The organism is Paractinoplanes atraurantiacus (assembly GCF_900215205.1).
GTDB classification, from domain to species: domain Bacteria; phylum Actinomycetota; class Actinomycetes; order Mycobacteriales; family Micromonosporaceae; genus Actinoplanes; species Actinoplanes atraurantiacus.
The window spans coordinates 94,658-119,214 of record NZ_OBDY01000033.1 but is presented as its reverse complement, the minus strand read 5'-3'; the positions used below and the strand labels follow the sequence as shown (position 1 = coordinate 119,214).

General features: G+C 70.5%; 21 protein-coding genes and 2 pseudogenes. 15 read left to right on the top strand and 8 right to left on the bottom strand.

Features of this window, described 5'->3' with window-relative positions; translation table 11 throughout:
- Positions 1-9 precede the first annotated feature (9 nt).
- Positions 10-783, bottom strand: coding sequence for a helix-turn-helix transcriptional regulator (locus tag CRP55_RS44070; RefSeq protein ID WP_097328031.1), 774 nt, complete (start codon positions 781-783; stop codon positions 10-12).
- A gap of 64 nt (positions 784-847) precedes the next feature.
- Positions 848-1,816, bottom strand: a complete 969-nt coding sequence (locus CRP55_RS44065; protein WP_097328029.1) for a pectate lyase family protein — start codon at positions 1,814-1,816, stop codon at positions 848-850.
- Between the two features lie 287 nt (positions 1,817-2,103).
- Here CRP55_RS44065 and CRP55_RS44060 point away from each other — a divergent pair, with 287 nt between their 5' ends.
- Together CRP55_RS44060 and CRP55_RS56405 are read left to right on the top strand one after the other, a co-directional pair.
- Positions 2,104-3,087, top strand: coding sequence for a CPBP family intramembrane glutamic endopeptidase (locus CRP55_RS44060; RefSeq protein ID WP_179855607.1), 984 nt, complete (start codon positions 2,104-2,106; stop codon positions 3,085-3,087).
- Positions 3,088-3,192: 105 nt separating this feature from the next.
- The gene (locus CRP55_RS56405; protein ID WP_369076914.1) at positions 3,193-3,489 is read left to right on the top strand and encodes a DUF6193 family natural product biosynthesis protein; all 297 of its coding nucleotides are present in this window, start codon (positions 3,193-3,195) and stop codon (positions 3,487-3,489) included.
- Here the strand turns inward: CRP55_RS56405 and CRP55_RS44055 are convergent.
- Genes CRP55_RS44055 through CRP55_RS44045 form a run of 3 tightly spaced genes read right to left on the bottom strand, consistent with a single transcriptional unit; the run spans position 3,437 to position 4,612 of the window.
- Positions 3,437-3,826, bottom strand: a complete 390-nt coding sequence (locus tag CRP55_RS44055) for an Imm32 family immunity protein (protein WP_097328025.1) — start codon at positions 3,824-3,826, stop codon at positions 3,437-3,439. The two genes, CRP55_RS56405 and CRP55_RS44055, sit on opposite strands and share 53 nt — an antisense overlap.
- 31 nt (positions 3,827-3,857) lie before the next feature.
- Positions 3,858-4,364: a DinB family protein gene (locus CRP55_RS44050; RefSeq protein ID WP_097328023.1), complete on the bottom strand. Its 507-nt coding sequence runs from the start codon at positions 4,362-4,364 to the stop codon at positions 3,858-3,860.
- A 35-nt stretch (positions 4,365-4,399) separates the two neighbouring features.
- A complete protein-coding gene (locus tag CRP55_RS44045; RefSeq protein ID WP_097328021.1) occupies positions 4,400-4,612 on the bottom strand; it encodes a hypothetical protein in 213 nt (70 codons plus the stop codon).
- A 543-nt stretch (positions 4,613-5,155) separates the two neighbouring features.
- Here CRP55_RS44045 and CRP55_RS44040 point away from each other — a divergent pair.
- The 9 genes and pseudogenes from CRP55_RS44040 to CRP55_RS44000 all read left to right on the top strand — a co-directional run bounded on the left by CRP55_RS44040 (position 5,156) and on the right by CRP55_RS44000 (position 16,192).
- On the top strand, positions 5,156-5,551 hold the full coding sequence (locus CRP55_RS44040; protein WP_097328020.1) for a hypothetical protein: 396 nt from the start codon (positions 5,156-5,158) through the stop codon (positions 5,549-5,551).
- Positions 5,552-5,576: 25 nt separating this feature from the next.
- Positions 5,577-8,558 (top strand): AAA family ATPase, encoded by a 2,982-nt coding sequence (locus CRP55_RS44035; RefSeq protein WP_143235364.1) that lies wholly within the window; start codon positions 5,577-5,579, stop codon positions 8,556-8,558.
- Positions 8,555-10,240 carry an SCO2524 family protein gene (locus tag CRP55_RS44030; protein WP_097328017.1) on the top strand — a complete coding sequence of 562 codons (1,686 nt, stop codon included), beginning with the start codon at positions 8,555-8,557 and terminating at the stop codon, positions 10,238-10,240. Before CRP55_RS44035 ends, CRP55_RS44030 begins: the two co-directional genes overlap by 4 nt.
- Before the next feature lie 13 nt (positions 10,241-10,253).
- A complete protein-coding gene (locus CRP55_RS44025) occupies positions 10,254-11,297 on the top strand; it encodes an NAD(P)/FAD-dependent oxidoreductase (protein ID WP_097328015.1) in 1,044 nt (347 codons plus the stop codon).
- Between the two features lie 49 nt (positions 11,298-11,346).
- A pseudogene (locus tag CRP55_RS44020) lies at positions 11,347-12,248 on the top strand (ABC transporter ATP-binding protein).
- Positions 12,245-13,822, top strand: a complete 1,578-nt coding sequence (locus tag CRP55_RS44015; RefSeq protein WP_097328014.1) for an ABC transporter permease — start codon at positions 12,245-12,247, stop codon at positions 13,820-13,822. The pseudogene CRP55_RS44020 and the gene CRP55_RS44015 overlap by 4 nt, the downstream one beginning before the upstream one ends.
- A gap of 4 nt (positions 13,823-13,826) precedes the next feature.
- Positions 13,827-14,613: pseudogene (locus tag CRP55_RS44010) on the top strand (aldo/keto reductase).
- A gap of 66 nt (positions 14,614-14,679) precedes the next feature.
- Positions 14,680-15,738, top strand: a complete 1,059-nt coding sequence (locus tag CRP55_RS44005; RefSeq protein WP_245923744.1) for a peptidoglycan-binding domain-containing protein — start codon at positions 14,680-14,682, stop codon at positions 15,736-15,738.
- Entirely contained in the window at positions 15,725-16,192 is a 468-nt protein-coding gene (locus tag CRP55_RS44000; protein WP_097328013.1) for a GrpB family protein, read from the top strand. The genes CRP55_RS44005 and CRP55_RS44000 overlap by 14 nt, the downstream gene beginning before the upstream one ends.
- Here the strand turns inward: CRP55_RS44000 and CRP55_RS43995 are convergent.
- From CRP55_RS43995 to CRP55_RS43985, 3 genes are all read right to left on the bottom strand, one after another.
- Entirely contained in the window at positions 16,186-17,304 is a 1,119-nt protein-coding gene (locus CRP55_RS43995; protein ID WP_143235362.1) for a hypothetical protein, read from the bottom strand. The genes CRP55_RS44000 and CRP55_RS43995 overlap by 7 nt on opposite strands.
- Before the next feature lie 142 nt (positions 17,305-17,446).
- On the bottom strand, positions 17,447-18,205 hold the full coding sequence (locus CRP55_RS43990) for a citryl-CoA lyase (RefSeq protein WP_097328010.1): 759 nt from the start codon (positions 18,203-18,205) through the stop codon (positions 17,447-17,449).
- A gap of 2 nt (positions 18,206-18,207) precedes the next feature.
- The gene (locus CRP55_RS43985) at positions 18,208-20,298 is read right to left on the bottom strand and encodes an outer membrane protein assembly factor BamB family protein (RefSeq protein WP_218854974.1); all 2,091 of its coding nucleotides are present in this window, start codon (positions 20,296-20,298) and stop codon (positions 18,208-18,210) included.
- Positions 20,299-20,477: 179 nt separating this feature from the next.
- Between CRP55_RS43985 and CRP55_RS43980 the strand changes: the two genes are divergently transcribed.
- From CRP55_RS43980 to CRP55_RS54170, 4 genes are all read left to right on the top strand, one after another.
- The gene (locus CRP55_RS43980) at positions 20,478-21,515 is read left to right on the top strand and encodes a ThuA domain-containing protein (RefSeq protein WP_097328008.1); all 1,038 of its coding nucleotides are present in this window, start codon (positions 20,478-20,480) and stop codon (positions 21,513-21,515) included.
- A gap of 98 nt (positions 21,516-21,613) precedes the next feature.
- A complete protein-coding gene (gene pqqC / locus CRP55_RS43975) occupies positions 21,614-22,309 on the top strand; it encodes a pyrroloquinoline-quinone synthase PqqC (protein WP_245923743.1) in 696 nt (231 codons plus the stop codon).
- A complete protein-coding gene (pqqE, locus tag CRP55_RS43970) occupies positions 22,306-23,622 on the top strand; it encodes a pyrroloquinoline quinone biosynthesis protein PqqE (protein WP_097328005.1) in 1,317 nt (438 codons plus the stop codon). The genes pqqC and pqqE overlap by 4 nt, the downstream gene beginning before the upstream one ends.
- Positions 23,623-23,630: 8 nt before the next feature.
- Positions 23,631-24,557, top strand: a 927-nt coding sequence (locus tag CRP55_RS54170) for an MBL fold metallo-hydrolase (protein ID WP_245923742.1), incomplete at its 3' end; no start/stop codon positions are given.

The window sequence follows — 24,557 nt, the reverse complement described above, 5'->3', positions numbered from 1 at the left end:
TCTTCCAAGCTAGGCGGGCTGTCTTGAACGAAACGCGCACAGCGCCAGGAACGGCCGGTACGAGGCGGAGTGGTCGTGCCCGCAGGCGCAGCGGTCGACGGGGCCGCCGAGCAGCTGCCGCGGGGTGAGGCCGGTCAGGCGCAGGCATTCGCGGTTCAGGTGCGGCTGGTCGGCGTACCCGGCCTGGGCCGCCAGGTCGGCGACGCCGTCCGCTCCGGCCTGGGCCAGGGCCAGGAACCCCTGGAACCGCAGGGTTCGCTGCAGGGCCTTGGGGCTCAGGCCCACGGCTTGCAGGCACCTGCGGCGGAGCTGGCTGGCGGAGAGCCCCAGGCGGTCGGCCAGGCCGTCGATGGCGATGGAGCGCCCCGGCATCAGGGCCCTGACCGTCTCCCACATGAGCGGATCGGCGTGAGCGGCGCGGCGGAACTCATGCAGAAGGTGGCGTTGCAGAGCCATGAGCACGTGCTCGGATGAGCCGGTGTAGCGGCCGTCCAGGGTCACGCGCCGATCGACCAGGTCGTCCATCGGTGCCGGCAGGGGCGGCGGGGTTCCCGGCCAGAAGCGCACCCCCACGACGACGGTGTGCGGTGGGATGACCTCGATCATCGGCCCGGTCAGGGGCCCGAGCAGCTGGGTGTGGCCGCCGATCCGGACGTGGAGCTCGACGCCGCCCGTGGGCAGGTGCCGCTGCACATGCGGCGCCGGGCCGGTGCGCTGCGTCCAGACCGTTCGTACGGCGTCCGCCAGCTCCGGCTGCGGGGACCGCTCGACATAGGAGTCCACTCGGTCATCATCCGGCACGGGGAAACGCCCGCCCCTTTCTTCGGGGGCGGGCGTTTTCCGCGAGTCAGATCTTGCCGGTGCCGGCTCCGGCGGTCACCGTCGCCTTGACGGTGTTGTTCGCCTCCGGGGTGTAGGAATAGGGGATCGCGGCGACGCTGGCGCCGTTGCGGACCTGTTCCGTGCCGGAGTTCACCTTGTAGTTGTTGAGGACCTTCAGGTTGCCGGCGGCGGAGTCACCGGTCTGCGTGACGGTCGGGCTCTTCACGTTCTCGAAGTAGTTGCGCTCGACGAAGACGCCGGCGTTCTCGGTGGAGGCCACGCCGTACGAGCCGATGTTGCTGTAGTAGTTGTTCAGCACGTGGACGGGGTTGCCGAATCGCACGCGCGGGTGGCGCTGATTGGTGCCGTCGAACCAGTTGTGCACGTAGGTCACGCGCAGATGCCCGATGTCCTGCGAACCATTGTCGTCGCTGTGACCGAGCAGCATGGACTTGTCGTGGTCGTGCAGGCGGTTCCACGAGACGGTGATGAAATCGGAGCCGCGCTTGATGTCGATCAGGCCGTCGTAACCGTTCGCCAGGTCGTTGTGGTCGATCCAGACGTTGGTGGTGTTCGTCTGCACGTTGATCGAGTCGTCGCTGGCGTTCCGGAACACCAGATTGCGCAGGATGATGTTGCGCACGCCGGACAGGTTGAGGCCGCCGCCGGTGATTCCGGAGCCCGATCCGACGCCGATGACCGTCTTGTTCGAGGCCACGTTGTACATGCCGGAAATGGAGATGAGGCCGGAGACGCGAACCGTTTGCGAGGTGCTCGAGCTGAGCGCCGATTTGAGGGCGGAAGCGCTTGTCACGGTGACGACGGTGCTCGACGAGCCGCCGGTGGTGCCGCCGTTGAGGCTGGCGAATCCGACCGGGCTGCTCTCGGCCGCGGAGGCTTCGAGCTGGCTGGCGACCGTGACGCCGCCGACCGCCAGAACGCTGGCGGACATCGCCGCGAGGACGGTGCGGCGACGGAGTTTGGGAGCGGGCATTGGGGGATCCTTCCGGTTTCTCAAGGGGCCATAGGTAAGCGCTTACCTGGGCCGACCATAGGGATACGCATTTATGACTGTCAATGCCATAGCCGTCACCGAAAAGGGAAGGTGTCTTTACCGGTTCAGCTCTCGCCGGAGATCCACCTTCGATGCCGCCGCCGTAACCGGTGCCGGATCATATGATTGACAGACATCAATGCAAAGACCTTGGCTTCAGTACGGTGGAACCTGCAAACGACCGCAGCCGCCGGACCCCGATTTGCATCCCCCGCCACACTGTGACCATGGTGATCGCCCCGGCACCGTCCACCCCGTACCACCGGCTCGCCCGCACACCCGCCTTCCGCTGGTGGAAGTCCGTCCTCGGCACCCTGTTCATCGTCGCCTGCGGCATCGCGGTGGCCATCTTCGGTCTCGCGGCCGTCACCGTGGCCGCCCTGATCGCCGGGCGCCCCGAGGACGCCGACGGCCTCCCGTCGTTCGGCCCGCTGACCACCCTGGCCACATCGTTCCTGCTCATCGCCGCGCTGCTGCCGTTCCCGCTGCTCGCCGCCCGGCTGATCCAGAGCCGGCCGGCCGGCACGCTGTCGTCCGTCACGGGCCGCCTGCGCGGACGCTGGCTGCTCTCCTGCCTACCGGTGGCCGCCGTCGCCATCATCGTCTTCCTGAGCGCCGGCATGACCTTCGCCGCCGCCACCGGCGAGGACGTGGGCCTCGACGACCCGTTGGCCGGCTGGGGCCCGTTCGCCGTGTCGATGCTGGTGCTGCTGCTGGTCGTGCCGCTCCAGGCCGCCGCCGAGGAATACCTGACCCGCGGCTGGCTCCTCCAGGCGATCGGCACCCGCAACCCGTGGCTGCCCCTCGCCGTACAGGCAATCGTCTTCGCCTCCCTGCACGGCTGGGGCACACCATGGGGCTTCGCCGATCTGATCGTTTTCGGCGCGGTCGCCGGCTGGCTGACCATCCGCACGGGCGGCCTGGAAGCGGCGATAGCCCTGCACGTCATGAACAACCTGATCGGTTCCGGCCTGGCCGCCGCCTACGGCGACCTGACCCTGGACGAGACCGCCACCGACATGCCGTGGCAGCTGGCCGTGATCGACCTGCCGGTCCTGCTGGGTTACGCCCGGGTGATCCTCCTGCTGGCCCGCCGCCACAAAATCGCCGGCACCGTCCCGCCCGGCACATTCCCGCCGCCGCAGCCGCCCCCATGGATTCCCACCCAGCCATACGGCTGGCAACAAGCGGAGAACATCACCAGAGCATGACCTTTTCCCGTACGGCGGAAAGCCCACCCGACCGCACAGCCAAGCTGTCACCGGGTTCGCGGGAACACGCCGCCTACTTGACGCTCGGCCGACGGCGCAGCGCGAATGTGGCTGTCCGGTGAGCGCCCCGGCCCGATCGGCGCCCGGCTGGCCCCTTTCCTCGCATTGGCGTTCCGGGAGCCACGGCTGCGCGAGCTACGCCCGTACACCAGCCATTGGACTTTGCTCTTCAGCCGCACCGCGGAATGGCCTTTCACCCGAACCGGCCCCGCGGTCGCCCCGACATCAACTCCCGGCCGTTTCGTGGTCGACAGCCGAAAGGGCCACCCCAGTCCCGAAATCGGCGCCGCTACCGCGCTCCACCTCGTGCTGACCCATCTCCCGGCCAGTCGGCCACGATGACGAGCGGCATCGATTCGGGGGAGAGGTGCCCGTCGCCGGGGAGGTATTCGATGTGGTCATGCCGGTTGACGCCCCGCTCGTCGGCGGTCTCGGACTGCTCGGCCACGCCCTCGAGCGAATCCCAAATAATGTCGAGATGATCGCGACCGCCGGAGAAGGCCACCGTGGTGGCGTTCCGCAGGCTGACGAGCAATGGGCCGCCGGTCACTTCCTGCACCACGATTCCACCGGTTATCGGCACCTCGACACGTTCGGCGGACCGGCGCAGGAGCTCGCTCAGTGCGCGCAAGGCTTCCGGTGAGCCGGCGAGCTCCAATTCGCCGCCGTCGCTCCGCAAACGGCAATGCTGATGGGACAGTGATGGCACGCTATTCACCCGTGGCGCCGTCGATGCGTTCGCGGAGGAAGTCGGCGTGGCCGTTGTGGCGGGCGTACTCCTCGATCATGTGCAAATAGATCCAGCGCAGCGTGTGGCCGCTGTCGGCGCTTGCCTCGTCGAGGCTGCGGCCCGCCACCGCCGTACGCGAACGGGCCACGCTCGCCTGATAGCTCGCCAAGTCGTCGTCGGCCCTCGTGATGTCGACGTTTTCGCTGCGGCCCTTCACACCCGGCTCGTAATCCCAGAAGTAATGGTGGTCCGGCCGGCCGTCGAAATCGTGGAACCAGGCCTCGACCGCGGACAGGTGCCGCACCAGCCCGAGCAGCGACAGCGCCGACGGCGGAACCGACCGCGTCGCCAGCTGCTCCGGCGTCAGGCCACCGCATTTCAGCAGCAGCGTCGTGCGCTGAAACTCCAGGCGGTCATCGAGCGCGGCCCGCTCGTCGACCGGATCGATCGGCGGTTCGGGGCGCTCGGGCACGGTCCACGTCGACATGCAGGTGACCTTACGTGGAAGGGACGACCTGAGGTTCAAGACCATTCCGGCGTACGGGTCCCCGGCCTCCGCCCGGCGCAGGTCAGCAGCTGCAGCAGCCCGGTCAACGCCATCGTGCGGCGCGCCATGCGGTGCGGCTCTTCGAGATCTTCGACCGTGTCCCGGATCCGGCCGAAGAGGGTCTCGGCGACGTCGGGCCAGCCGACCGCCATCGCGTCTTCGGCGTGGGTGAAGGTGCGGTCGATCAAGGCTCGCCACGCCTGTTCCGGCAGCGGCGTGCCGGCTCGGGCACGACGGCCCTCCCTGCTCTTCCCATTGCCGCACCAGGGCCGGCCCGCCCCCGAGCGCCTGCACCAGACCACCAGGGGCCGGCCAGAGCCGCGGCGATCCGGCTGTCACTTCGGCTGGCGCTCACAGCGGCGGCATGCTCGCCCGGCGACAGCTCCGACGGCAGCGTCAGCACGGTGGTGAGGGCCGCCAGCTCGGTGACCTCTTCCGCCCTGATCCGCGCAGGCTGTATATCAGCAGCGACGCACTGAACCGGTCGGCCCGCATGTCGTCCAGCCACATGGCCTGCCACCGATGTCCCGCCCTCGCCACGCTCGCCAGCCGCTGCCCGTTGGCGATCGGCCGCCTCAGCGAGCTGGGCACGCAGAACCGTGTCGATGTCGCGCGGCAGATAGATCCCCACACTCTCGGCATTCTGTGCCGGCCGGCGCCGCGGACCCTGTTGACCGAATCATGCGCGCGGACCGCGCCCCGCCCTGGCTGTGGGATGCGACGATCGGCGTATGGCGATTTCACAGCACGAAACGCCGGTCCGAGACGGGCGAGCGACCCGCACCGCCCTGCTCGGCTTCCTGGCCGCCGGGTGCGGTCCCGCCGTCTTCGACGACCCGGCGGACACGGCGGCCACCGCGGCCGCCTTCACCCTCATGATGCTGGCCGCCGGCGCCCTCATCATCGAGCTGACCGACCAGGCGCGCCGCCACCACGCCAACCGCTGGACCCGCACCGACACCGTCATCGCGGCGATCCTGGTCGGCTACGCCGTGCCCCTGCTCGGTGCCGCCTCCCTGCATTACCTCTCACCACCGAAACAGACCGCCGCGGCCTCTTTCGGCGCCTTGTATCTGATCCTGGGCGCCTGCTTCTGCGTGGTACGGCGAAGGACTGTCCGCCACTAACGTATGAGTGCGACAGGAGGTGCCGATGCGCCGGCCGAGATCGGGGGACCACCGGACGGGATTTGGCGTCTTCCTTCTCGGCACCGGCATGGGCCTGATCACCAATCTGGTCACCGGCGATCCCGAGCACTGGCCGCGGGTTCTGCGTCCCGTCTCGGAGAACGCACCGTTGATCGGCGGCCTGCTGCTGGCCGGTGTGGGGGCGAAAGCCGCCTTCGATCTGTGGCGCCGCGGTGTCAGGCGGCCGGAGTGGACCGGCGACAATCCGTACCCGGGCCTGCTGGCGTACACCGAGAGATGGGCCGGCGTCTTCTTCGGCCGCCAGACGGAGATTCAGGAGCTGGTCTCCCGGGTGCGGCAGGCGCACGCCCCGCCGGCCCGGTTCGTCCCGGTGGTGGGGCCTTCCGGCTCGGGCAAGTCGTCGCTGGTGCTCGCCGGTCTGCTGCCGGCGTTGCGGGGCGGCCCGGACGTGCGGATCGTCGAGCCGTTCACGCCGGGCGCGAACGCTCTCGGTGAGCTGGCCGCGGTGCTCGGCGCCGACCTGAAAGACGAGGCCGGCACGGTGCTGGCGGCGGCCCGGGCCGGCGATCCGCCACCCCGGCCGGACACCGCGCTGGCCGCGCTGGCGACCCTGCGTTCCGGCTCGCGTGGTCTTCTGCTCGTGGTCGACCAGTTGGAGGAGGCGGTCACGCTTTGCGTCGAGGAGGACCGGCACTCGTTCCTGGCGCTCATCGAGGCGATGCTCGTGTGGGATCCGCGGTTGCGGGTCGTGACGACGGTTCGGTCGGACACGGTCGGTGCCTTCCAGCACGGTCCCGGCCGCGACCTGTTCCGCCGGCCGTTGATGGTCAACGTGCTCGGGGCACGGGAGATCCGCGAGGTCGTCCGGGAGCCGGCCCGGCTGACCGCCACCGAGTTCGACGAGGGACTCGTCGACGAGATCGTCCGGGACGCGGGCGGCGGCGACGCCTTGCCGCTGCTCAGCTACCTGCTCAGCGATCTGTACCGCGGGGCGGCCCGGGACCGGCACATCACGTGGCGCGAATACCGGGCCGGTGGCGGCGTGTCCGGCGCGATCACCCGGCAGGCGCAGGCGGCCGTCGGGGAGCTCGGCGGCGACACGCTGGACTTCTGCCTGGACACGCTTCTGCGGTTCGTGACGGTCGGCCCGGGCGGGGCGACGACCCGCCAGCCCGTACGGTCCTCGTCGCTCAGCGACCGGCAGCGCCGGGTGGTCCAGGCCTTTGTCGACGCTCGCCTGCTGGTCAGCGACACCGTCGACGACGAGGTGGTCTATCACATCGCGCACGAGGCGCTGTTGCGCCAGTGGCAACCGCTCGGCGACCACGTGGTGGCGCACGAGGAGAACCTGCGCCGGCTGTCCGAGTTGGTGCCGATGGCCCGTGCCTGGCTGCGCGCCGCGAGGAACCCGGAATACCTGATCGGCGGGGCACGCCTGGTCGACGCGATGACCTGGGCCGGCGATGGCCACGGGCTGCCGGGCGAGCTTCGCGAGTTCCTCGACGAGTCGCAGCGTAACCAGGCCGGTGAGCTGGATCGCCGAGCCGACCTCGTGGCCCGGGAGGCGTTCTCCGTCCTGCCCGCGGAGCCGGAGGTCGCGCTCGCCCTGGCGCTGGCCGCGTGCACCGAACTGGCGCCGACCCGGCTGGCCGTGTGCGCGCTGGAGATGACGCTGGCCGAGGGCCTGGTCCGCGCCCGGCGGTACTCCTGCGGCGTCGCCTCGCTGGCCTTCGACCGTTCGGGCCGGTTGGCGGTGGGCTGCGAGGACGGAAGTGTGGAGCGGGGCGAGGTGCCGATCACGGCCGGGTTGGGTGACTCGGTCACGGCGGTGGCTTATGGCCCGCACGGCGATCTGGCGGCGGCCTCGATGGACGGCACTGTCATCACGTGTGATCTCGACGGCCGTACCACTGGAAAGTTGCAGCTCGAGGGCTGGGGCATCGTGCGGCTGGCCGGTGCGCCGGACGGCCGCTGGTTCGTCGGCCGGGCCGACGGATCCGTCCGTGTGGCGGACCGCGATCTTCGCGAGGCGCCGGTCATCCACGCCGCCGGCAGCCCGGTCTACGCCATCGCGGCGGCGGCCGACGGCAGTCTGGTCGCCGGCTGCGGGGACGGCACCGTCGTGGTCTGGGACCCGGCGGGACGGGAGATCGGCCGCAGGCGCGGACACGACGATGCCGTTTTCGCGGTGGCGGCCGGCCCGGGTGGTCACATCGCCGCCGGCGGCCGGGACGGCAGCGTCGTGGTCTGGGATGCCGCCGGAAAGACCGACTTGCGGGCGGAGCATCCGGGCACCGCGGTGACCGCTCTCGCCTTCGCCCCCGACGGGCGGCTCGCCTGTGGTTTCGCCGATGGCTTGGTGCGAGTGGTGCGCACCGCGCAGCCTCACATCCTGGCCGGGCACGACGGACCGGTCTCGGCGGCGGTGTTCGCCGCGGACGGCCTGCTGGCCACCGGATCGCGCGACCGCACGGTCCGGGTGTGGGATCTGGACGGCCGCAGTCTCGGCATCGTGTGCACCGATGGGGACGGGCCGGGACTCACCACGGAGCGCGGGCCGGTGCTGGCCACCGCGCCGGACGGGAGGACGATGACGCGCAGCGGCACCACGGTTGTAGTCCTTGAGCCGGACAACACTCGGCACGTGCTCCCGTCCACCGAGGCCGCCGACATCACAGTGGCCGCGTTCGCGCCCGACGGCCGGTTCGCGACCGGTGCGAGAGACGGCTCGGTCCGGCTCTGGGACGAGAACTGCTCGTTCCTGTACGCGATTCCGCCGTCGCCCGGCCCGGTGACGAGTCTGGCGTTCACGGAGCAGGGGTGTCTCACGGTCGGTCACCCGGGCATGATCCGGACCTGGCCGCACGGCACCGAACTGGACCGGCTGCTGACGGTCGCCGCGCGGCAACCGCGGCACTCGCTGACGTCCGCGGAACGCAGGTCGGCGCAGCTGAGCTGGGCCGAGGACGGGGGTACGGCTTCGTGACGTTGCAGCCGCATCGGGAGATCCTCCACCTCTGGCGAACCGTGGCCCGGTTCTCGTTCCACGACGGGGCGTACGTCTTCGGCGGGCCGAATCACAGCAACTCCCTCGACGACGCCCGCCAGTTGCTCTGCATCCTGTGGCCGGCGACGCAGCAGCCGCGCTATCGGCTGGACGTTCCGGACCGGACCGAGGACGAGATGCTGCCGCCGCTGGAACTTATCGGCGACCGTCATTCGGCGCCGTTGCGGCTGGCCCGGGCCCAGACCGCGTACATGATGCGCTACCGCGACGCCTCCGGAGCGCCGACGTTCGAGAGCGGAGACGAGGCGACGGCCGGGCACGACTGTGTCGAGTCGTTCGCCATCGGCCTGCGGCTGTCACTGGCCGCGGTCGGGTTCGCTCAGGTGTTCCGGTCGGAGATCGCCGATGGCGCGGCGCTGGCCGAGGTGAACCAGTTGCAGAAGCTCGCGAGCGCCCGGCTGACCGCTGCCATGATCGGCCTGCTGCGCAGCTTCGCTGTGACCGCGTTCGACGGCGATTCGCCCTCCGGCGCCGCCCTGAGCCGCTTGATCGGCCAGGAGCACCGCGACGAACAGGCCGTTCTGAACGAGTACCGGTCGGAGATCGCCGAGGTCCGGGCCCGGATCCTCGAGGACATGACCATCGGGAGCGTCGCGCCGGACGGGTCCGACCGGATGCCGTACGTCGCCTGCGGCTGGACCTGGGGTGTGATCGCCGGGACGGCGCAGATCGAGACCTCGGAGACCGGTGTGTCACAGGCCGGCGGCGCGGCGGCCTCCGTGCCGGACCCGTACTTCACGTGGGTGGCCATGGACGCGATCGCCGATCTGACGTCGCCGCGCACGCGCCTGCTCGGGCTGCTCACCCCGGAGCAGTCCCGGATCGCCCAGTCGCTTCAGCTCCGGCTGGAACTGGCCCGGTTCTACTGGTCGAACCTGGCCACCTTCGGAGATCATCGCTGGCCGATCGAGCGTCTGCCCTGGGCCGCCGACCAGTCCGACTACACGAGCGTGGTGATCGCCGCGATCACTGTGGCCGATCTGGCCACCCGGTACGGCAACACCGATCTCCCGTACGCCTATCTACTGCGGGTCCTCGCGCGTCTCGCGGCGCGGCACGCTGTGGTCCGGCCACCGCCGGCGGACGGCGCCGCTGCGGCGCGACCGGACGACTACCAGATCGAGCTCCCCTTCGCCGGCACCGATCGGTCCGCACTGCATCGCGGTCCGGACCTCATCGCGGTGCTGTTCGACACGCTCGTCACCGCCGCCGCGACCACCAGCAACGACAAACTCCGCATCGAATACACCGAGCTGGCGGCGCTGTCGTGGGATCACATCGGGCCGGGCGCCGCGGGCACGCCGGCTTGGCGCAACGCCTATCGCCTGGTCTGCGGCCTGGTGACCGCCGATCGGGTGACCAACGGTGAAACCGGCCGATCCGGGCCGCCGCTCGGTTTCGTACACCAATTGCTGGCCGACGCCGACGTCGCGTTCGAGGCGCTCCCCGAGGCCACTGACGACCCGGACCGCAAAGATCTGGCCGCCCGGCTGGAACGCGCCCGCCGCATCGTCGATCAGCATCCGGCGCGGGCGGCGGCCCTGCTCTACCAGGTGCTGGGCGCGCTGGACGAGCGTCTTCAGCCGCCCGGGCCGCGCTGATAGCGTCGCCTCCATGAGGATCGCGGTGATCGGTGGCGGCGTCGTCGGCCTGTCGGCCACGGCCGCGTTGCTGCGGCGCGGGGCCGACGTCCGGTGTTACGAGGCCGGCGAGCCGATGGGGGAGCGCTCGGCCGGCGACACCCGGATCTTCCGGCTGGCGCACACGTTCCCCGACATGGTCGAGCTGGCCGGGCGGTCGCGGGCATTGTTCGCCGACTGGAGCGGGCGGTCCGGCACTCCGCTCATCGACGAGGTCGGCACCGTAGTCAGTGGGCCCGAGGTGGCGAACTGGGCGGCGGCGATGGCGACGGCCGGCGCCGCTCACGAGATGGTGGAGCCCGGGTCACCGCTGCTCCGGCTGCCGGCCGCCACCTTCGCCGGGCCGGCGCTGATCGACCCGGCCGGCGGGGTGATCCGGGTCGATCGCATTCGCGCTTTCCTGGTCGCCGCGGTCGCCGACCGCCTCCGGGCGGCTCACGTCGACGCTGTGGAAGAAATTGCTTCAGGTGTACGGATCCACGCCGGCCGCGACGTCGACGTGTTCGACGCGGCCCTGATCTGCGCCGGCGCCGGCACCCCGGCCCTGGCCGCCGGCGTGGGCATCGAGGCTCCGGCCGCGCTGGAGCACCACCTGCGGGTCAGCTTCCCGATCCGCCCCGGCGCGCCTGAGCCGCTCCAGTGCTGGATCACCGGGGACACCTACCAGCATCTGGCCGCCCCCGGCACCTGGGCGGTCGGCGCCGACGTCGACCCCGCGCTGGTGTCCTGGGCGGGCGGCCGCCCGGCCGCCGAGCGGGCCTCGCGGGAGGTGCTCATCGCGTACGCCACCGAGCACCTGCCGTTCGTCGAGCCGCGCCCGGTCGCCGAGGTCTACTGCACGCACGACCCGGCCCTCGGCGACGGCCTCCAGTTCGCCCGCAACGGCCGCGTGCTCGCCACGTACGGCGAAAATCTGATGAAGTTCGCCCCGCTGCTGGGTGACCTGCTCGCCCAGTCCTGCCTCGACGGTTCCACTCCGGCCGACGCCGGCCCGAACGCGGCACGAGGCGCCTCCTGACCCGTCCGCGGGGCAGCGCCGAGGTGACGGCGGGGCTTACCCTGTGGACATGTCCGGCGAGGTAGCGATCGCCATCACGGCACTGCACAAGTCGTTCGGAGAGACCAAGGCCCTCGACGGGCTCGATCTGAGCGTGGCCGCGGGGGAGGTGCACGGCTTCCTCGGCCCGAACGGCAGCGGCAAGACCACCGCGATCCGCGTGCTGCTCGGGTTGCTGCGCCCCGACTCCGGTGACGTGCGGTTGCTCGGCGGTGATCCGTGGCGCGAGGCCGACCGGCTGCACCGCCGTCTGGCGTACGTGCCCGGCGACGTCACGCTGTGGCCGGGCATCACCGGCGGCGAGGTCATCGATCTGCTGGGCCGCCTGCGGGGCGAGGCCGACCGGCGGCGCCGCGACGAGCTGCTCGAGCGGTTCGACCTCGATCCGCGGAAGAAGGCGCGGACGTACTCCAAGGGAATCGCCAGAAGGTCGCGCTGATCGCCGCGCTCGCGTCGAACGCCGAGCTGCTGCTGCTCGACGAGCCGACGTCGGGTCTCGACCCGTTGATGGAGTCGGTGTTCCAGCGGTGCATCCACGAGGTCAAGAGCCAGGGACGCACGGTCCTGCTCTCCAGCCACATCCTGGCCGAGGTGGAGGCGTTGTGCGACCGGGTGAGCATCATCCGGCTCGGCCGCACGGTCGAGTCGGGCACGCTGACCGAGCTGCGTCACCTGACCCGGACGTCGATCGCGGTGGAGACCACGCGGCCGGTCGACGGGATCGGGCGCCTGCCCGGCGTCCACGACGTGGTCATCGACGACCACCACGCCCGGTTCGACGTGGACACGGCCCAGCTCGACACAGTCGTCCGTGAGCTGGGCCCGCTCGGCGTGCGCAGCATGACCAGCTCGCCGCCGACGCTCGAGGAGCTGTTCCTCCGGCACTACGGCGAGGACGGAGCGGCGTCGTGACCGGGACCGGCCCGCTGCTGCGTTTCCTGCTGCGCCGCGAGCGCCGGAGCCTGCCGTGGTGGCTGCTCGGGGTCACGCTTCTCGTGCTGGTGCAGTCCACGCAGAGCCAGAGCCTCTACGGCACCCCGGAGGCGCTGCAACGGCTGCGGGACACGATCGGCGCGAACAACGCCGTGATCGCGATGAGCGGGCCGACCGATCTGCTGGTCTCGATCGGCGGCGAGATCGTGTTCGAGATCTTCGCGTTCGCCGTCGTCGTGGTCGCCCTGATGAACATGTTCCTCATCGGCCGGCACACCCGGGCCGACGAGGAGTCCGGCCGCGCCGAGCTGCTCCGGTCGGCCCGGGTCGGCCGGCACGCACCGCTCGCCGCGGCGCTGCTCCTGGCGCTCCTGGCCGATGTCGCCGCCGGCCTGCTGGTGTTCGCCGTGGCCGCCGGCACCGGCCTGCCGGTGGCCGGATCGGCCCTGTTCGGTGCGGCGATCACCGCCGCCGGCCTGGTCTTCGCCGCGGCGGCCGCCGTCGCGGCGCAGGTCTTCGAGAGCACCCGCGCGGTGTACGGGACGGTGGCCGCCCTGCTCGGCGCCGCCTTCGCGCTGCGCGCCGCCGGCGACGTGGGCAGCGGCGCGCTGTCCTGGGCCTCACCCATCGGGTGGGGCCAGCGGACCCTGCCGTTCGCCGGCGACCGATGGTGGCCGATCCTGCTCTCGCTGGCCGTCGCCGTGCTGCTCGGCGCCGTCGCCGTGGCCCTGCTGACGCGCCGCGACTTCGGGGCCGGACTGGTGGCGACCAGGCTCGGCCGGGGGCGCGCGTCGGCCGCGCTGCGCAACCCGTACGCGCTGGCGTGGCGGCTCCAGCGGGGATCGGTCGCCGGCTGGGTGGCCGGGCTGTTGCTGCTCGGCGTGGCATACGGCTCGATCGGCGACAGCATCGAGCAGTACGTCCGGGACAACCCGGAGATCGCGCAGTTCCTGACCGGCGGGGCGGCCGAGGTCCTGAACGCCTACCTGGCCGTGACCGCCGGGATGGCCGCCCTGCTCGCGGCCGCGTACGGGGTGACCAGCGTCCTGCGGGCCCGGGCCGAGGAGACGTCCGGGCGGGCCGAGGTGGTGCTGGCCACCCCGGTGAGCCGGGCGACCTGGCTGGCCGGTCAGCTCGGCGTCGCCCTGCCCGGCACCGCCTTGACGCTGGTCGCTTTCGGGTTCGGCGAGGGTCTCGCGTACGGGATGACCGTCTCCGACCCTTCTCAGGTGCCCCGGCTGGTCGGTGTCGCGCTCGCCTACGTGCCCGCGGTGTGGCTGATCGTCGGAGTGACAGTGCTGGCGTTCGGCTGGCTGCCCCGCCCGGCCGCGATCGTCGCCTGGGCCGTGATCGCCTACTGTGCCGTGATCACCTTGTTCGCCGACTCCTTCGACCTGCCCGGCTGGTCGCGACAGGCCTCGCCGTTCGCGCACACACCGCAGGTGCCCCTGGACGAGGCCGCGGACATGCCTCTGCTGGCGCTGACCCTGCTCGCCGCGGCGCTCACCGGGGCCGGATATGCGGGTCTGCGCCGCCGGGACGTCGGATACTGAGCCGGTGAGATATACACGACTCGGCCGTACGGGGTTGCGGGTCAGCCGGATCGGCCTGGGCTGCATGAGCTACGGCGAGGCGGGGACCGGACTGCACCGGTGGACGCTGGACGAGGACGCCGCGGCGGCCTTCTTCCGGCAGGCCGTCGAGTTGGGGGTCACCTTCTGGGACACCGCGAACGTCTATCAGGGCGGCAGTTCGGAGGAGTTCGTCGGCCGGGCGATCGCGCGCTTCTCCCGGCGTGAGGACATCGTGCTATCTCGTACGGATGGGGAAGGTGCGCTACCTCGGCGCGTCCTCGATGTGGGCCTGGCAGTTCGCCAAGCTTCAGCACACGGCCGTGCTGCACGGGTGGACGACGTTCTCGGCCATGCAGGACCAGTACAACGTGCTGCGGCGGGAGGAGGAGCGCGACATGATCCCGATGTGTCTCGACCAGGGTGTCGGGCTCACCCCGTACTCGCCGCTGGCGAAGGGCCGCGCGGCCCGGCCGTACGGTGAACAGTCCGTCCGTTCCGCCTCGGACGAGGTGGCCAAGGCGTTCGATCGTGATGTCGACCGGCCGGTGGTCGAGGCGGTCGAGCGGGTCGCCGCCGGGCGCGGGGTGCCGATGGCCCGGGTCGCCCTGGCCTGGGTGCTCGCCAAGCCGGCCGTCTCCCGCCCGATCGTGGGCGCCACCAAGCCGAACCACCTGGCCGACGCCGTGGCCGCGCTCGACCTGGAGCTCACCGTGGACGAGGTCGCCGAGCTCGAGCGTGGCTACACACCCCAGGAGAACTATTGGTGGTGACGCTCATTCGGTGGGGATGATCCGGTGCCGTGGTGCCCGGGAGACGCTCGGATGATGCGAACCTGCGTGCGGGGCTTGGTGGTCATGGTGGTGCTCGCGGTGGCCGGCTGTGGCGGCGGCGACGGGGACGCCCGGGTGCGGATGGCCGAGCGGGACCTGGCCGACAGCCAGGAGAGGTTCGCCGAGGCGCAGGCCGAGCTGGCCGCGAAGGTCGACGCGTTCTGCCAGACGAGTGCCTCCTATGTGACCGCCCTGGACCGCTACGGGGACCTCATCAACCAGACCGCGCCGACAGTGGGTGACGTGAAGTCGGCCGGGGCCGAGCTGGCGGAGCCGCGATCCGAGGTGATCGGCGCCGCCGAGGGGATCCGGTCCGCCCGCGAGGAGGTGGCGGCGGCCGAGAAGGAGCTGGCCGAGGCCACGGCCGCGCTGGCCGCCGTGCACGGCAAGGCGTCACCGTCGTCCGCACCGTCGGCATCGCCGTCGGTGGCGGCGTCCCCGCCCAGCGCCAAGGTGAACCGGGTCAAGCAGGCCGACGCCGAGTTCGCGGCGGCGCAGGCCGGGGTCACCGATCAGACGCCGCTGACGGAGGCGTCGGAGCGGTTCAACGCGGCCGCGGTCGCGTTGGAGGTGTCCTGGCTGAGCCTGCTCGGTGAGACCGGCTGCGTCAGCGAGGACCAGCACCGGCAGGCCCGCGACTACACGCTGGCCGTGCAGAAGTCGCTGGCCGAGGCCGGCTACTACAACAACGAGGTCGACGGCGTCTACGGCCCGGCGACCGTGGCCGCCGTACAAGCCCTGCAGAAGGCCCATGACCTGCCCGAGACCGGCACGGTCGACAAGGCGACCGAGGCGGCGCTGCAGTCCGACTTGAAGGCCAAGGGCGGCGCGGCGGCCGAAGAGGCGGTCACGACTACAGCCGCCGTACAGCAAACGCTGAAGTTGACCGGGTTTTGGACCGGCCCGGTGGACGGTGTGTGGACCGACGAGCTGACCGCGGCGCTGAAAAAGTTCCAGACCTCGCTGGGCGTGAAGCCCACCGGCACCGTGGACGCGGCTACGATCGCCGCGGTGGAACATCGAGCAGCGCAGAGCCCGCAACCGCAGCCCAGTGCGTCGAAGTGACGACGTCATCGAAACGGCCCGCGGGATTCTGCGCGCCGAACGCTCCCGGCTGGCCGGCCTGCTGGGTGACCACGAGCTTCTGCTGGTCGGCGGCAGTTCCGTGCCCGGCGCCCTGACCAAGGGCGACGTCGACCTCCACCTGCGAATCCCACCGGCCGCGTTCGCCGAGACGGTCGAAATCCTGCGCGGCGTCTACCGCGTCGTGCTCCCGCACATCTGGCAGCCCACCCTGGCCACCTTCGAGGCCGACGCCCCCTTGCCGACCGGCGTCGCCGTGACCCCCGCCGGCTCCGAACACGACCTCCGCTTCACCCGCACCTGGCAGCGCCTCGCGGCCGACCCGGCCCTGCTGCGCGCCTACAACGACCTCAAACTCGCGGCTCAGTCCGACCCGGAGGAATACGAGCGCCGCAAGTCAGCCTTCTTCGACACCCTGGCCGCCCCGAATCAGTAGGCCCTCCCGTCGGCGGAGCCGGCCGGTTGATCGGAACCCGCAGCGGCATTCGACCGCGCCTTGGTGGGGATGTTGTTGACCAGCCTCTGCGCGCGCTGGTCGAGGACCTGAGTGAAGATCTGCTGGGCGAAGCCGAACAGCAGCGCGTACGCCAGAATCTGCACCGACTTGTCGATCGCGCTGAAACCGGGAACGAACTCGCCGGCCAGCAGGATGATGCCGACCAGGGCGGTCAGACCCCCGGCGGGCAGCTTGAGCAGCGCCAGCGGAACCGACACGTTGTACGGGGTGGCGTTCGAGTGCAGATCCCGAATGAACAGCGCCGCCGAGAGGGCCCCACCGGTCAGTCCGAGCGTGGCCACGATGAAGAAGTCCCACCTGGAGGGCAGGCCGTGAAAAGAAGATGAGTCGAGGCTGTACAGGGAGTTCACCGGGCAGATGATGTTCGGGTCTTCTACCTTGGGTTCGGCGGTCTTCACGAAACACAGCGGCACGAGCTCCGGCTTGATGGACATGATGACGATCAATGCCAGGAGTAGGATGACCGAGGCCGCGAACCCGATCAGCATGATGTTGCGGAACGTGCGCAGTTTCAGCCGTTGCCTGTCCGCCGCCGAGTGTCCCGCCTCGATGACCTTGCTCAATTCGACCGAGGAGACCAGCGGCCCGCGCCGCAATGATTCCAGGCAGCGCCGCGCGGTCTCGCGCATGGGATTGTCGAGGGTCAGCGATTCCCGCGCCCGGCGAACCGCCTCGGGTATCTCGGCCCGGACCGCCCGATCGTTGTAAACCTGGGCCAGCATCGCCTCGGCGTTGTGGATGTTGCGGAATGCCGCCTCGGTGCAATTTCCCGTCCACCAGCTTCGGAGTCTCTTGTACTCCGGACACGTTCCCTTGGCGGCCCGTTGAGCGTTGCCGAGAAGATCGTCGACCGCGTCGAGGATGGCCCACTCCTCGTCGTGCTTACGGGTTTCCGCCGCCGCCCGCTTTCTCCATAACCGGCGAGTCTTCGTCGGAGGAGCGGGATTTTCCGGCCCGGGCCGGCCGATCCGCCGGGAGATCACGAGCGCTTTCGCCTCGAGCATTTCGATCTCTGCCGTCGCGTCCTGCACCCACAGCAGGTTCTGCGCGTGACTTACCGCCGTGCCGCCCGAATCATTCCCAGCTCGCACAGCGTTCTCCGCCCGGCCGATCCGACGCTCAAAGTCCGTGAGCGCAGGATATAAGAGCCCTGCTCGGAATCGGGCCCGGCCACTACCCGGGCCCGAGGTAGGTGGGGCGGATCGACGGGGGGATCGGGCCCTTGTTGCGGCGGCCCTGGCCGGTCTCCTCCCAGGCGTGGGCCAGGATGCCGACGCTGCGGCTCAGGACGAACAAACCCCGGGCCAAAGGCGCCGGGAAGCCGAGCTCGGCGTAGATGACGGCGGTGGCGCCGTCGATGTTCATCGGTACGGGGTGCAGCGCTTCCTCGACGGCCAGGGCGGCCCGGAGGTGGTCGCCGGTGACCACGCCGGTCCCGGCCGCCGCCGAGGTGAGGTCGATCAGGGGGTCGCGGCGCGGGTCGCGGGTGTGGAAACGGTGGCCGAAGCCGGGCAGGTAGCGGATGCCGCGGGCGCGCCATTCGGCGACGACCACCTCCGCGGGGACGTCGCGGGTGACGATCTCCGACAGCAGGGCGACGCACTGCTCGCCGGCGCCGCCGTGTGAGTCGCCCAGGACGTTGATGGCGCTGGCCATCGCGTTGTTGAGTCCGACTCCGCAGGTCGCGGCCATGCGGGCCACCGCGATCGACGGCGCGTGCGGGCCGTGGTCCACGCCGGCGATCAGGGCCGCCTCGAAGAGACGGAGCTGGTCGGGCGTGGGGCGGGAACCGCGCAGCATGAGCCAGGTCATCTCGCCGAAGCCGATGTCGCCGATCAGGTCGGCGACCGGGATGCCGCGCAGCTCGATGACGTTCGGCTCGATGCGGGAGACGGCGGTGGCCCACCAGTCCGCGGCCTGGGAGTCGGTCATGGCTAGTAAACCTCGATCTTGCCGGTGGGCCGCGGGCTGTGGAAGTCGTTGTAGAAGTACTCGCCGCGGCGCTTGAACGTGTATTGGAAAGACTCGCCGGGCTCGAGCCGGATGTCGAACAGGCCCTCGAAGAACTGCGTGGCGCCGTGCGCGTGCACGTTGTCGGCCGGATTCACAAAGGTGACAGTCGTGCCGACCGGTACGCGCAAATGCGTGGGCGCCATTCCGTTCACGGCCGTCGACTCGACCGAGCCGACCGTTCCCGTCGCCGCGTCGAAAGTCCTCGCGAGGATGACGGTGTTGTTCACGGCGCTGCCCTCGACCGGGCCGCCGGAGACCGGGCGGCGGACCACCGGAGGCGGCGGTGTAGGAGCCGGCTTGACCGTGCCGCCCAGTTTGAACGTCCAGAGGAAGTCGCCGCGCGGGGCGGAGTCGCCGTACGGGATTCCGGTCCCACCCGCGTAGACGGACAGATATTCGGTGCCGTCCACCTCGTACATGATGGGACTGGCGCTGATGGCCGCACCGCACTGGAAACGCCACAACTCGCGGCCGCTGAAAGCGTCGAGGGCGATCAGGTTGCCGTCGGGCTGGCCGATGAAGATGAGACCGCCGGCCGTGCTGAGCACGCCGTTGCCGTGGGCCAGCGAATACGGCATGCGCCGCCGCCAGCGCACCTTGTTCGTCGTCGGGTCGACCGCCACGACGCCGCCGGTCTGATATTCGCCCGGCGGGCGCAGGCCGTTGCTGCTCTCCGAAAGGGAATGGGCCGCCGGCACATATCCGTAACCCGTGTAGACCAGGCCGGAATTATGGCTGTACGACTGGTGATTCCAGCACGCGCCGCCGCCATGCCCCGGCGTGGAGAGCACCGGCACATCCCAGAACGGGTCGTAGAGCTTGCCGCGCTTGTAGTTCGGCACGGCCCGGTTCGGGTCACCCGGCACCGACGTTCCGAGCGGCTGCGGCACGACCTCGTCCTCGACCCAGCCGCCCTGCCGCGGGAATGGCTGCGTGGGCCAGGTCTTCTGCCGGGGTTCCTGCGGTACGGGGATCTCGTCGATTCCCAGGGGCGCGCTTCCATCCGTACGGTCAAGAATGAAGTACATCCCGCTCTTACTGCCGTAGACGACGATTTTGCGGAGCCGGCCGTGAATGCGGACGTCGGCCAGGACCGGGGCCATCGAGTTGTCCATGTCCCAGATGTTGTGGTGCACCGACTGGAAGTGCCAGCGGTACTTCCCGGTCTTGATTTCCATGGCCACGATCGAGCTGGAGAAGAGGTTCTGCCCGCCGCGGCCCGAGCCGTCCTGCGACGAGTTGCTGCCGCGCGCGTTGCCGAATGTCCAGTAGACGAGCCCGAGCTCGGGGTCGAGCGCCGGATGCAGCCACGGCGTGGCCCCGCCGACCTGCCAGGAGTCGCCCTCCCAGGTGTCGTTGCCGAGCTCGCCGGGGCCGGGCGCGCCCCAGAAGTGCCAGACCACCGAGCCGTCGGTGGCGTCGAGCGCCAGCGCGGCGGCCCGGTTGCTGTCGTGCGTGCCGACGTGCAGCAGCCCGTCGTGATAGGTGACGGCGACCTTCTCCATGGACCCGTAGCCGGTGATCTGCCGCTCCCAGACGACGGCGCCGGTGGCCTGGTCGAGCGCGATGATCCAGCTGCCCTTGCCGTGGGTGAAGACCTTGCCGGCGCCGACGGCGACGCCGCGGCGGGTCACGGTGCCGCGGGTTTGCGTGTACGTCCATTTGGTCTGCCCGGTGCGCCCGTCCACCGCGTGCACGTTGCCCAGGGCCGACTCGATGTAGAGCACCCCGTCGACGGCGACGGCCGTGCTCTGGTTGGTGCCGGTGGTCAGGCCGCCCTCGATCCGGTTGACCCAGGCGCCGCCGAGCCGGCGGATGGTGCCCTGGTTGATGTCGCGCAGCGCCGAGTAGTTCTGGTTGCCGTAGTTGCCGCCGACCTTGGGGAAGTCGGATCCGCCCGGGGTGGTGCACGCCTGCGCCGGCTTGGCGGCGCCGGCGGGCGACGGTGCGGCCCCGACCAGCGCGGCCGCGGCGATCGTCCCTTTGAGGACGGTGCGGCGTTGAACCTCCATCGCGTTCTCCTTAGTGGTCCACCTAGTGGACCCATAGGTCCGTCTAGAGGTACGCAGCGTACGACGCGCAGCGAAAGTAATCCATGCTTGCGCTGCTCGAAACATCGTCCTTATATTGAGCCCGGCCGTTGGATCGGAACATCTGGTCCGCTAGGCGGACCACCGAAGGGCGGGCAAGAGTGACGAACAGGCGCAATGTCCTCAGAGGTGCCGCGGCCACCGCCGCGGCAGCGGTTGGCGCGACCGCCGCCGCGGGATCGGCCGCGGCTCATGCGGGCGGCAGGGAACCGGCCGTCAAAGAGCCGATCACCACCAACATTCCGCGTGGCCAGGAAAAATACTTCGACCCCTATTACAACGTCGTCCGCGGCCAGGTCCCCGCCTCATATCACCCCTGGGTCGCCAATAGACAAGACAAAATCCTGCTTTACTCGCGTACGGCCGGACCCCGTCACGCCCATCTGGGACCGGCCCTGGCCGCCGGCCTCAATCCCGCGCTCACCGAGGCGCACGTGCTCCAGAACGCGATCGTCAAATGGATGGGCGAGGTCGGCGTGCAGGTCGACTGGACCGAGGACGTCACGCTGATGCCCGGAATCGGCAGCACGTACAAGGCCGTCGTCTTCGGCAGCACGAGCCGCGACACCCTTTTCAAGCACGGCACGGCGGTGCAGCCGAACGCCGCGGTCAACACGACCACGCCGGCCCACCTGGACGCGGCCCGCACGGCATTGCGGCAGTACGTCCGGGCCGGCGGCGGTTTCGTCGGCATTCACAACGCGATCGGCGGCACCGAATACAACTGGCCGTACTACGAGGGCCTCAGCGGCGGCACCCAGTACTACGACCACGGCGCCAACCAGAACGGCACCGTCGTCACGCTCACCAAGGACTCGTCCACGCATGGGCTGCCGCCGCGCTGGGAGTTCAAGGACGAGTGGTACAACTGGATGCCCTTCCCGACCCGGGTCAAATTCCTGCTGGCCGTGGACGAGGCCTCACTGGCCACAAAATCGAACACCCACCCCGGGCACGGCAGGTTCCACCCCATTTCCTGGTGCCAGTACTACGACGGCGGCCGGTCCTGGGTGACCGCGCTCGGGCACGACTCGCAGGCGTACATCGACGGCTCGGGTTTCGTGGGTCAGGCCTTTTTCAAGAAGCACGTCGTCAACGGGATCCTGTCCGCCATGGGCAAGATCCCGTTCTGTATCTAAGGGGAGAAGATGGAAAAGAAGAAGACCTGGACCAAGCCGCGTACAGAATGCCTGGAGTCCCGTGCGGAGATCTCGGGGTACGCCGGAGTCGACCGCCCGTGGCTGACGAAGCGCTGAGCCGCGAGGCTTTCGCCGCCGAACTGCGCTCCCTCGCGCCGCGCTATTGGGACGGCCATCCGTTCCATGTGCGCCTGCACGCGGGGGAGTGCGGCCCCGGTGAGGTCCGCTCGTGGGTGGCCAACCGCTGGTACTACCAGCAGATATTGGCGCGCAAGAATGCCGCCGTCATCGCCAACTGCCCGCTCCCTTCCGTGCGCCGGGAGTGGCTGTCACGGGTCGTCTTCCATGACGGCACGCACGAGGGCGAGGGCGGCGAGGCCGATTGGCTGGTACTCGCGGACGCGGTCGGGCTCTCGCGGGACGAGCTTCTCGACGAACGGCACGTCGCCCGGGGAACCCGGTTCGCGGTCGACGGATATCTGCATTTCTGCCGGGAGAAGCCGTGGATCGAAGCGGCGGCCGCGGCGCTGACGGAAATGTTCTCGCCGACGCTCATGGCGGCGCGTGTCGTCGCCTGGCGCGAGCATTACGACTGGATCAAACCGGACGGCTACGCCTATTTCGACAACCGCATTCCCGTCGTCCGCGACGACGCGCGCTACACGCTCGATCTGGTGCTGACCCATTGCCGTACGAGGGAGTCGCAGATCGCCGCGGTGAAAGCGCTCGCCTTCAAATGCGACGTGCTCGGGGCGATGCTGGACGCCATCGACTACCAGGGTGGCGTGGGATGAGGCCGGGCCTGGCCGAGGGAGTGCGGCTCGTCCACGACCCGGTGCGGGATGTCGACGCGCTGCTCTATCCGGAGGGGAGCCTGCTGCTGGACGGGCCGGCGCCTGATGTCGTCCGGGCGTGCGACGGCCGCCGTGGTCTTCCCGAGATCGTCGCTCTCATGGCTTCTTCTTACGACGGCGTCGAGGTCGCCGACGTGGCCGATCTCATCGAGGATCTTGTCGATCGCCGGCTGCTCATCGACGGAGGCCCGGCCGCACATGCCCGAAATATCGCGGGAAAGCGTCTGAGCCGGGCGCCATTGCCCGTCGGCATGGTCGCCGAGTTGACCTATAGGTGCCCCCTGAGCTGCGGCCGTTGCTCGAACCCGGTGGAGGCGTCTCGACGCGAGATCGGCACGGCGGCATGGCTGGCGCGGCTGACGCAGGCACGTGATCTGGGCGTGCTCCAGGTGCATTTCTCCGGTGGGGAGCCGGTGCTGCGGCCCGACCTGCCCGAATTGGTGGCGCACGCGCGCGGCCTCGGCATGTACACGAACCTCATCACCAGCGGCATCGGCCTCACCGCGCGGCGCCTGAGCGGCTTCGACCACGTCCAGCTCTCCGTGCAGCACGCCGCCGAGACCGCCGCCGACGCCATCGCCGGCCTGCGCTCGCACCACCGCAAGATCGCGGCGGCCGCTCTGGTCCGCGAGGCCGGCCTGCCCCTGACGGTCAACGTGGTGCTGCACGCGGGCAACGTCGACGCCGTGGAGGAGATCGCCGCCTTCGCCGCCGGCCTGGGCGCGTCCCGGCTGGAGCTGGCCCACACCCAGTACTACGGCTGGGGCCTGCGCAACCGCGCCGCGATCATGCCGACCGCGGCCCAGATCCACCACGCCGACGAGGCCGCGGCACGGGTGCACGGCCGCTACGACATGGAGATCGTCTACGTCCGCCCGGACCACCACACGGGCCGCCCCAAGCCGTGCATGAACGGCTGGGCTTCCCGCCAGTTCGCGATCGACCCGTCCGGCACGGTGCTGCCGTGCCTGGCCGCCGCCCAACTCCCCGGCCCTTCGCCGGAAGGCTCGCTGGCGGAGATCTGGTTCGACTCGGAACTGTTCAACCGCTTCCGGGGTACGGCCTGGATGCCCGACCCCTGCCGCGGCTGCGACCTGAGAGAACTGGACTTCGGCGGTTGCCGCTGCCAGGCCTTCCAGCTCACCGGCGACGCCGCCGCCACCGACCCCGTCTGCTCCCTGTCGCCACATCACCAGGACCTGGTCCCGGCCGGCGGCCCCCGCCCCGCCGTGATCCCCCGGCGTTACCGGTGAAGGTCCGTGTGCTCGGAAGCGCGGCCGGCGGCGGCTGCCCACAATGGAACTGCGCCTGCGAGACCTGCCGCACCGGCCACGCGCGCTTGCAGGACTCCGTAGCGGTCTCCGGCGACGGCCGGGCCTGGTACCTGATCAACGCCTCGCCCGACATCCGCGCCCAGATCCTCGGCACCCCCGAACTGCGCCCCGGCCCCGGCCTCCGCGAGACGCCGGTGCGCGGCGTGCTGCTCACCACCGCCGAACTCGATCACACCATCGGCCTTCTCTCGCTGAGAGAGGCCACTTCGCTGATTGTGTACGCAACGAGCACCGTCACAACCGCACTGGCACCCCTCCAGGCGCTGCTCTCCGCATACACCAACGTCGAGTGGCGTGACCTCCCCACCACCCTGACCCTCGACGGCGGCCTGAACGTCCGCCGCCTGACCGTAGGCACAAAGCGCCCCCGCTACGCAGCCGACCTCCTCGGCACCGACTGGGTGTCAGCCTTGCGCCTTTCCGCATCCCCACCCCCAACGTCCACCCTGGCCACAACCCCGGCCGCGGCCTCCACATCGCTCCGGCACGCAGCCCCCACCCTGGCTCCGGTCCCGGCCCGACCCCCAACCCCCAACTCAACCCCGATCCGACCTTCGGTCTCGCCCTCAACCCCGACCCAGGCCTCAACCCCGACCCAGGCCCCGACCCAGGCCCCGACCCAGGCCCCGACCCAGGCCCCGACCCAGGCCCCGGCCTCGGTCTCGGCCTCGGTCTCGACCCAGGCCCCGGCCCCGGCCTCGGTCCCGGCTTCGGTCCCGGCCTCGGCCCCGGCCTCGGCCTCGGCCTCGGCCTCGGTCCCGGTCCCGGCCTCGGCCCCGGTCCCGGCCTCGGCCCCGGTCCCGGCCCCGGTCCCGGTCCCGGTCCCGGCCCCGGCCCCGGCCCCGGTCCCGGCC

Bases quoted from the DNA above. Each gene is read 5' to 3' on its own strand.
- CRP55_RS56405 (WP_369076914.1), top strand. From the start codon at position 3,193: ATGTGGCTGTCCGGTGAGCGCCCCGGCCCGATCGGCGCCCGGCTGGCC.
- CRP55_RS43985 (WP_218854974.1), bottom strand. From the start codon at position 20,298: ATGGAGGTTCAACGCCGCACCGTCCTCAAAGGGACGATCGCCGCGGCC.
- CRP55_RS44050 (WP_097328023.1), bottom strand. From the start codon at position 4,364: ATGTCGACGTGGACCGTGCCCGAGCGCCCCGAACCGCCGATCGATCCG.
- CRP55_RS44060 (WP_179855607.1), top strand. From the start codon at position 2,104: ATGGTGATCGCCCCGGCACCGTCCACCCCGTACCACCGGCTCGCCCGC.
- pqqE (WP_097328005.1), top strand. From the start codon at position 22,306: ATGAGGCCGGGCCTGGCCGAGGGAGTGCGGCTCGTCCACGACCCGGTG.
- CRP55_RS44035 (WP_143235364.1), top strand. From the start codon at position 5,577: ATGCGCCGGCCGAGATCGGGGGACCACCGGACGGGATTTGGCGTCTTC.
- CRP55_RS44065 (WP_097328029.1), bottom strand. From the start codon at position 1,816: ATGCCCGCTCCCAAACTCCGTCGCCGCACCGTCCTCGCGGCGATGTCC.
- CRP55_RS44025 (WP_097328015.1), top strand. From the start codon at position 10,254: ATGAGGATCGCGGTGATCGGTGGCGGCGTCGTCGGCCTGTCGGCCACG.
- CRP55_RS43990 (WP_097328010.1), bottom strand. From the start codon at position 18,205: ATGACCGACTCCCAGGCCGCGGACTGGTGGGCCACCGCCGTCTCCCGC.
- CRP55_RS44040 (WP_097328020.1), top strand. From the start codon at position 5,156: ATGGCGATTTCACAGCACGAAACGCCGGTCCGAGACGGGCGAGCGACC.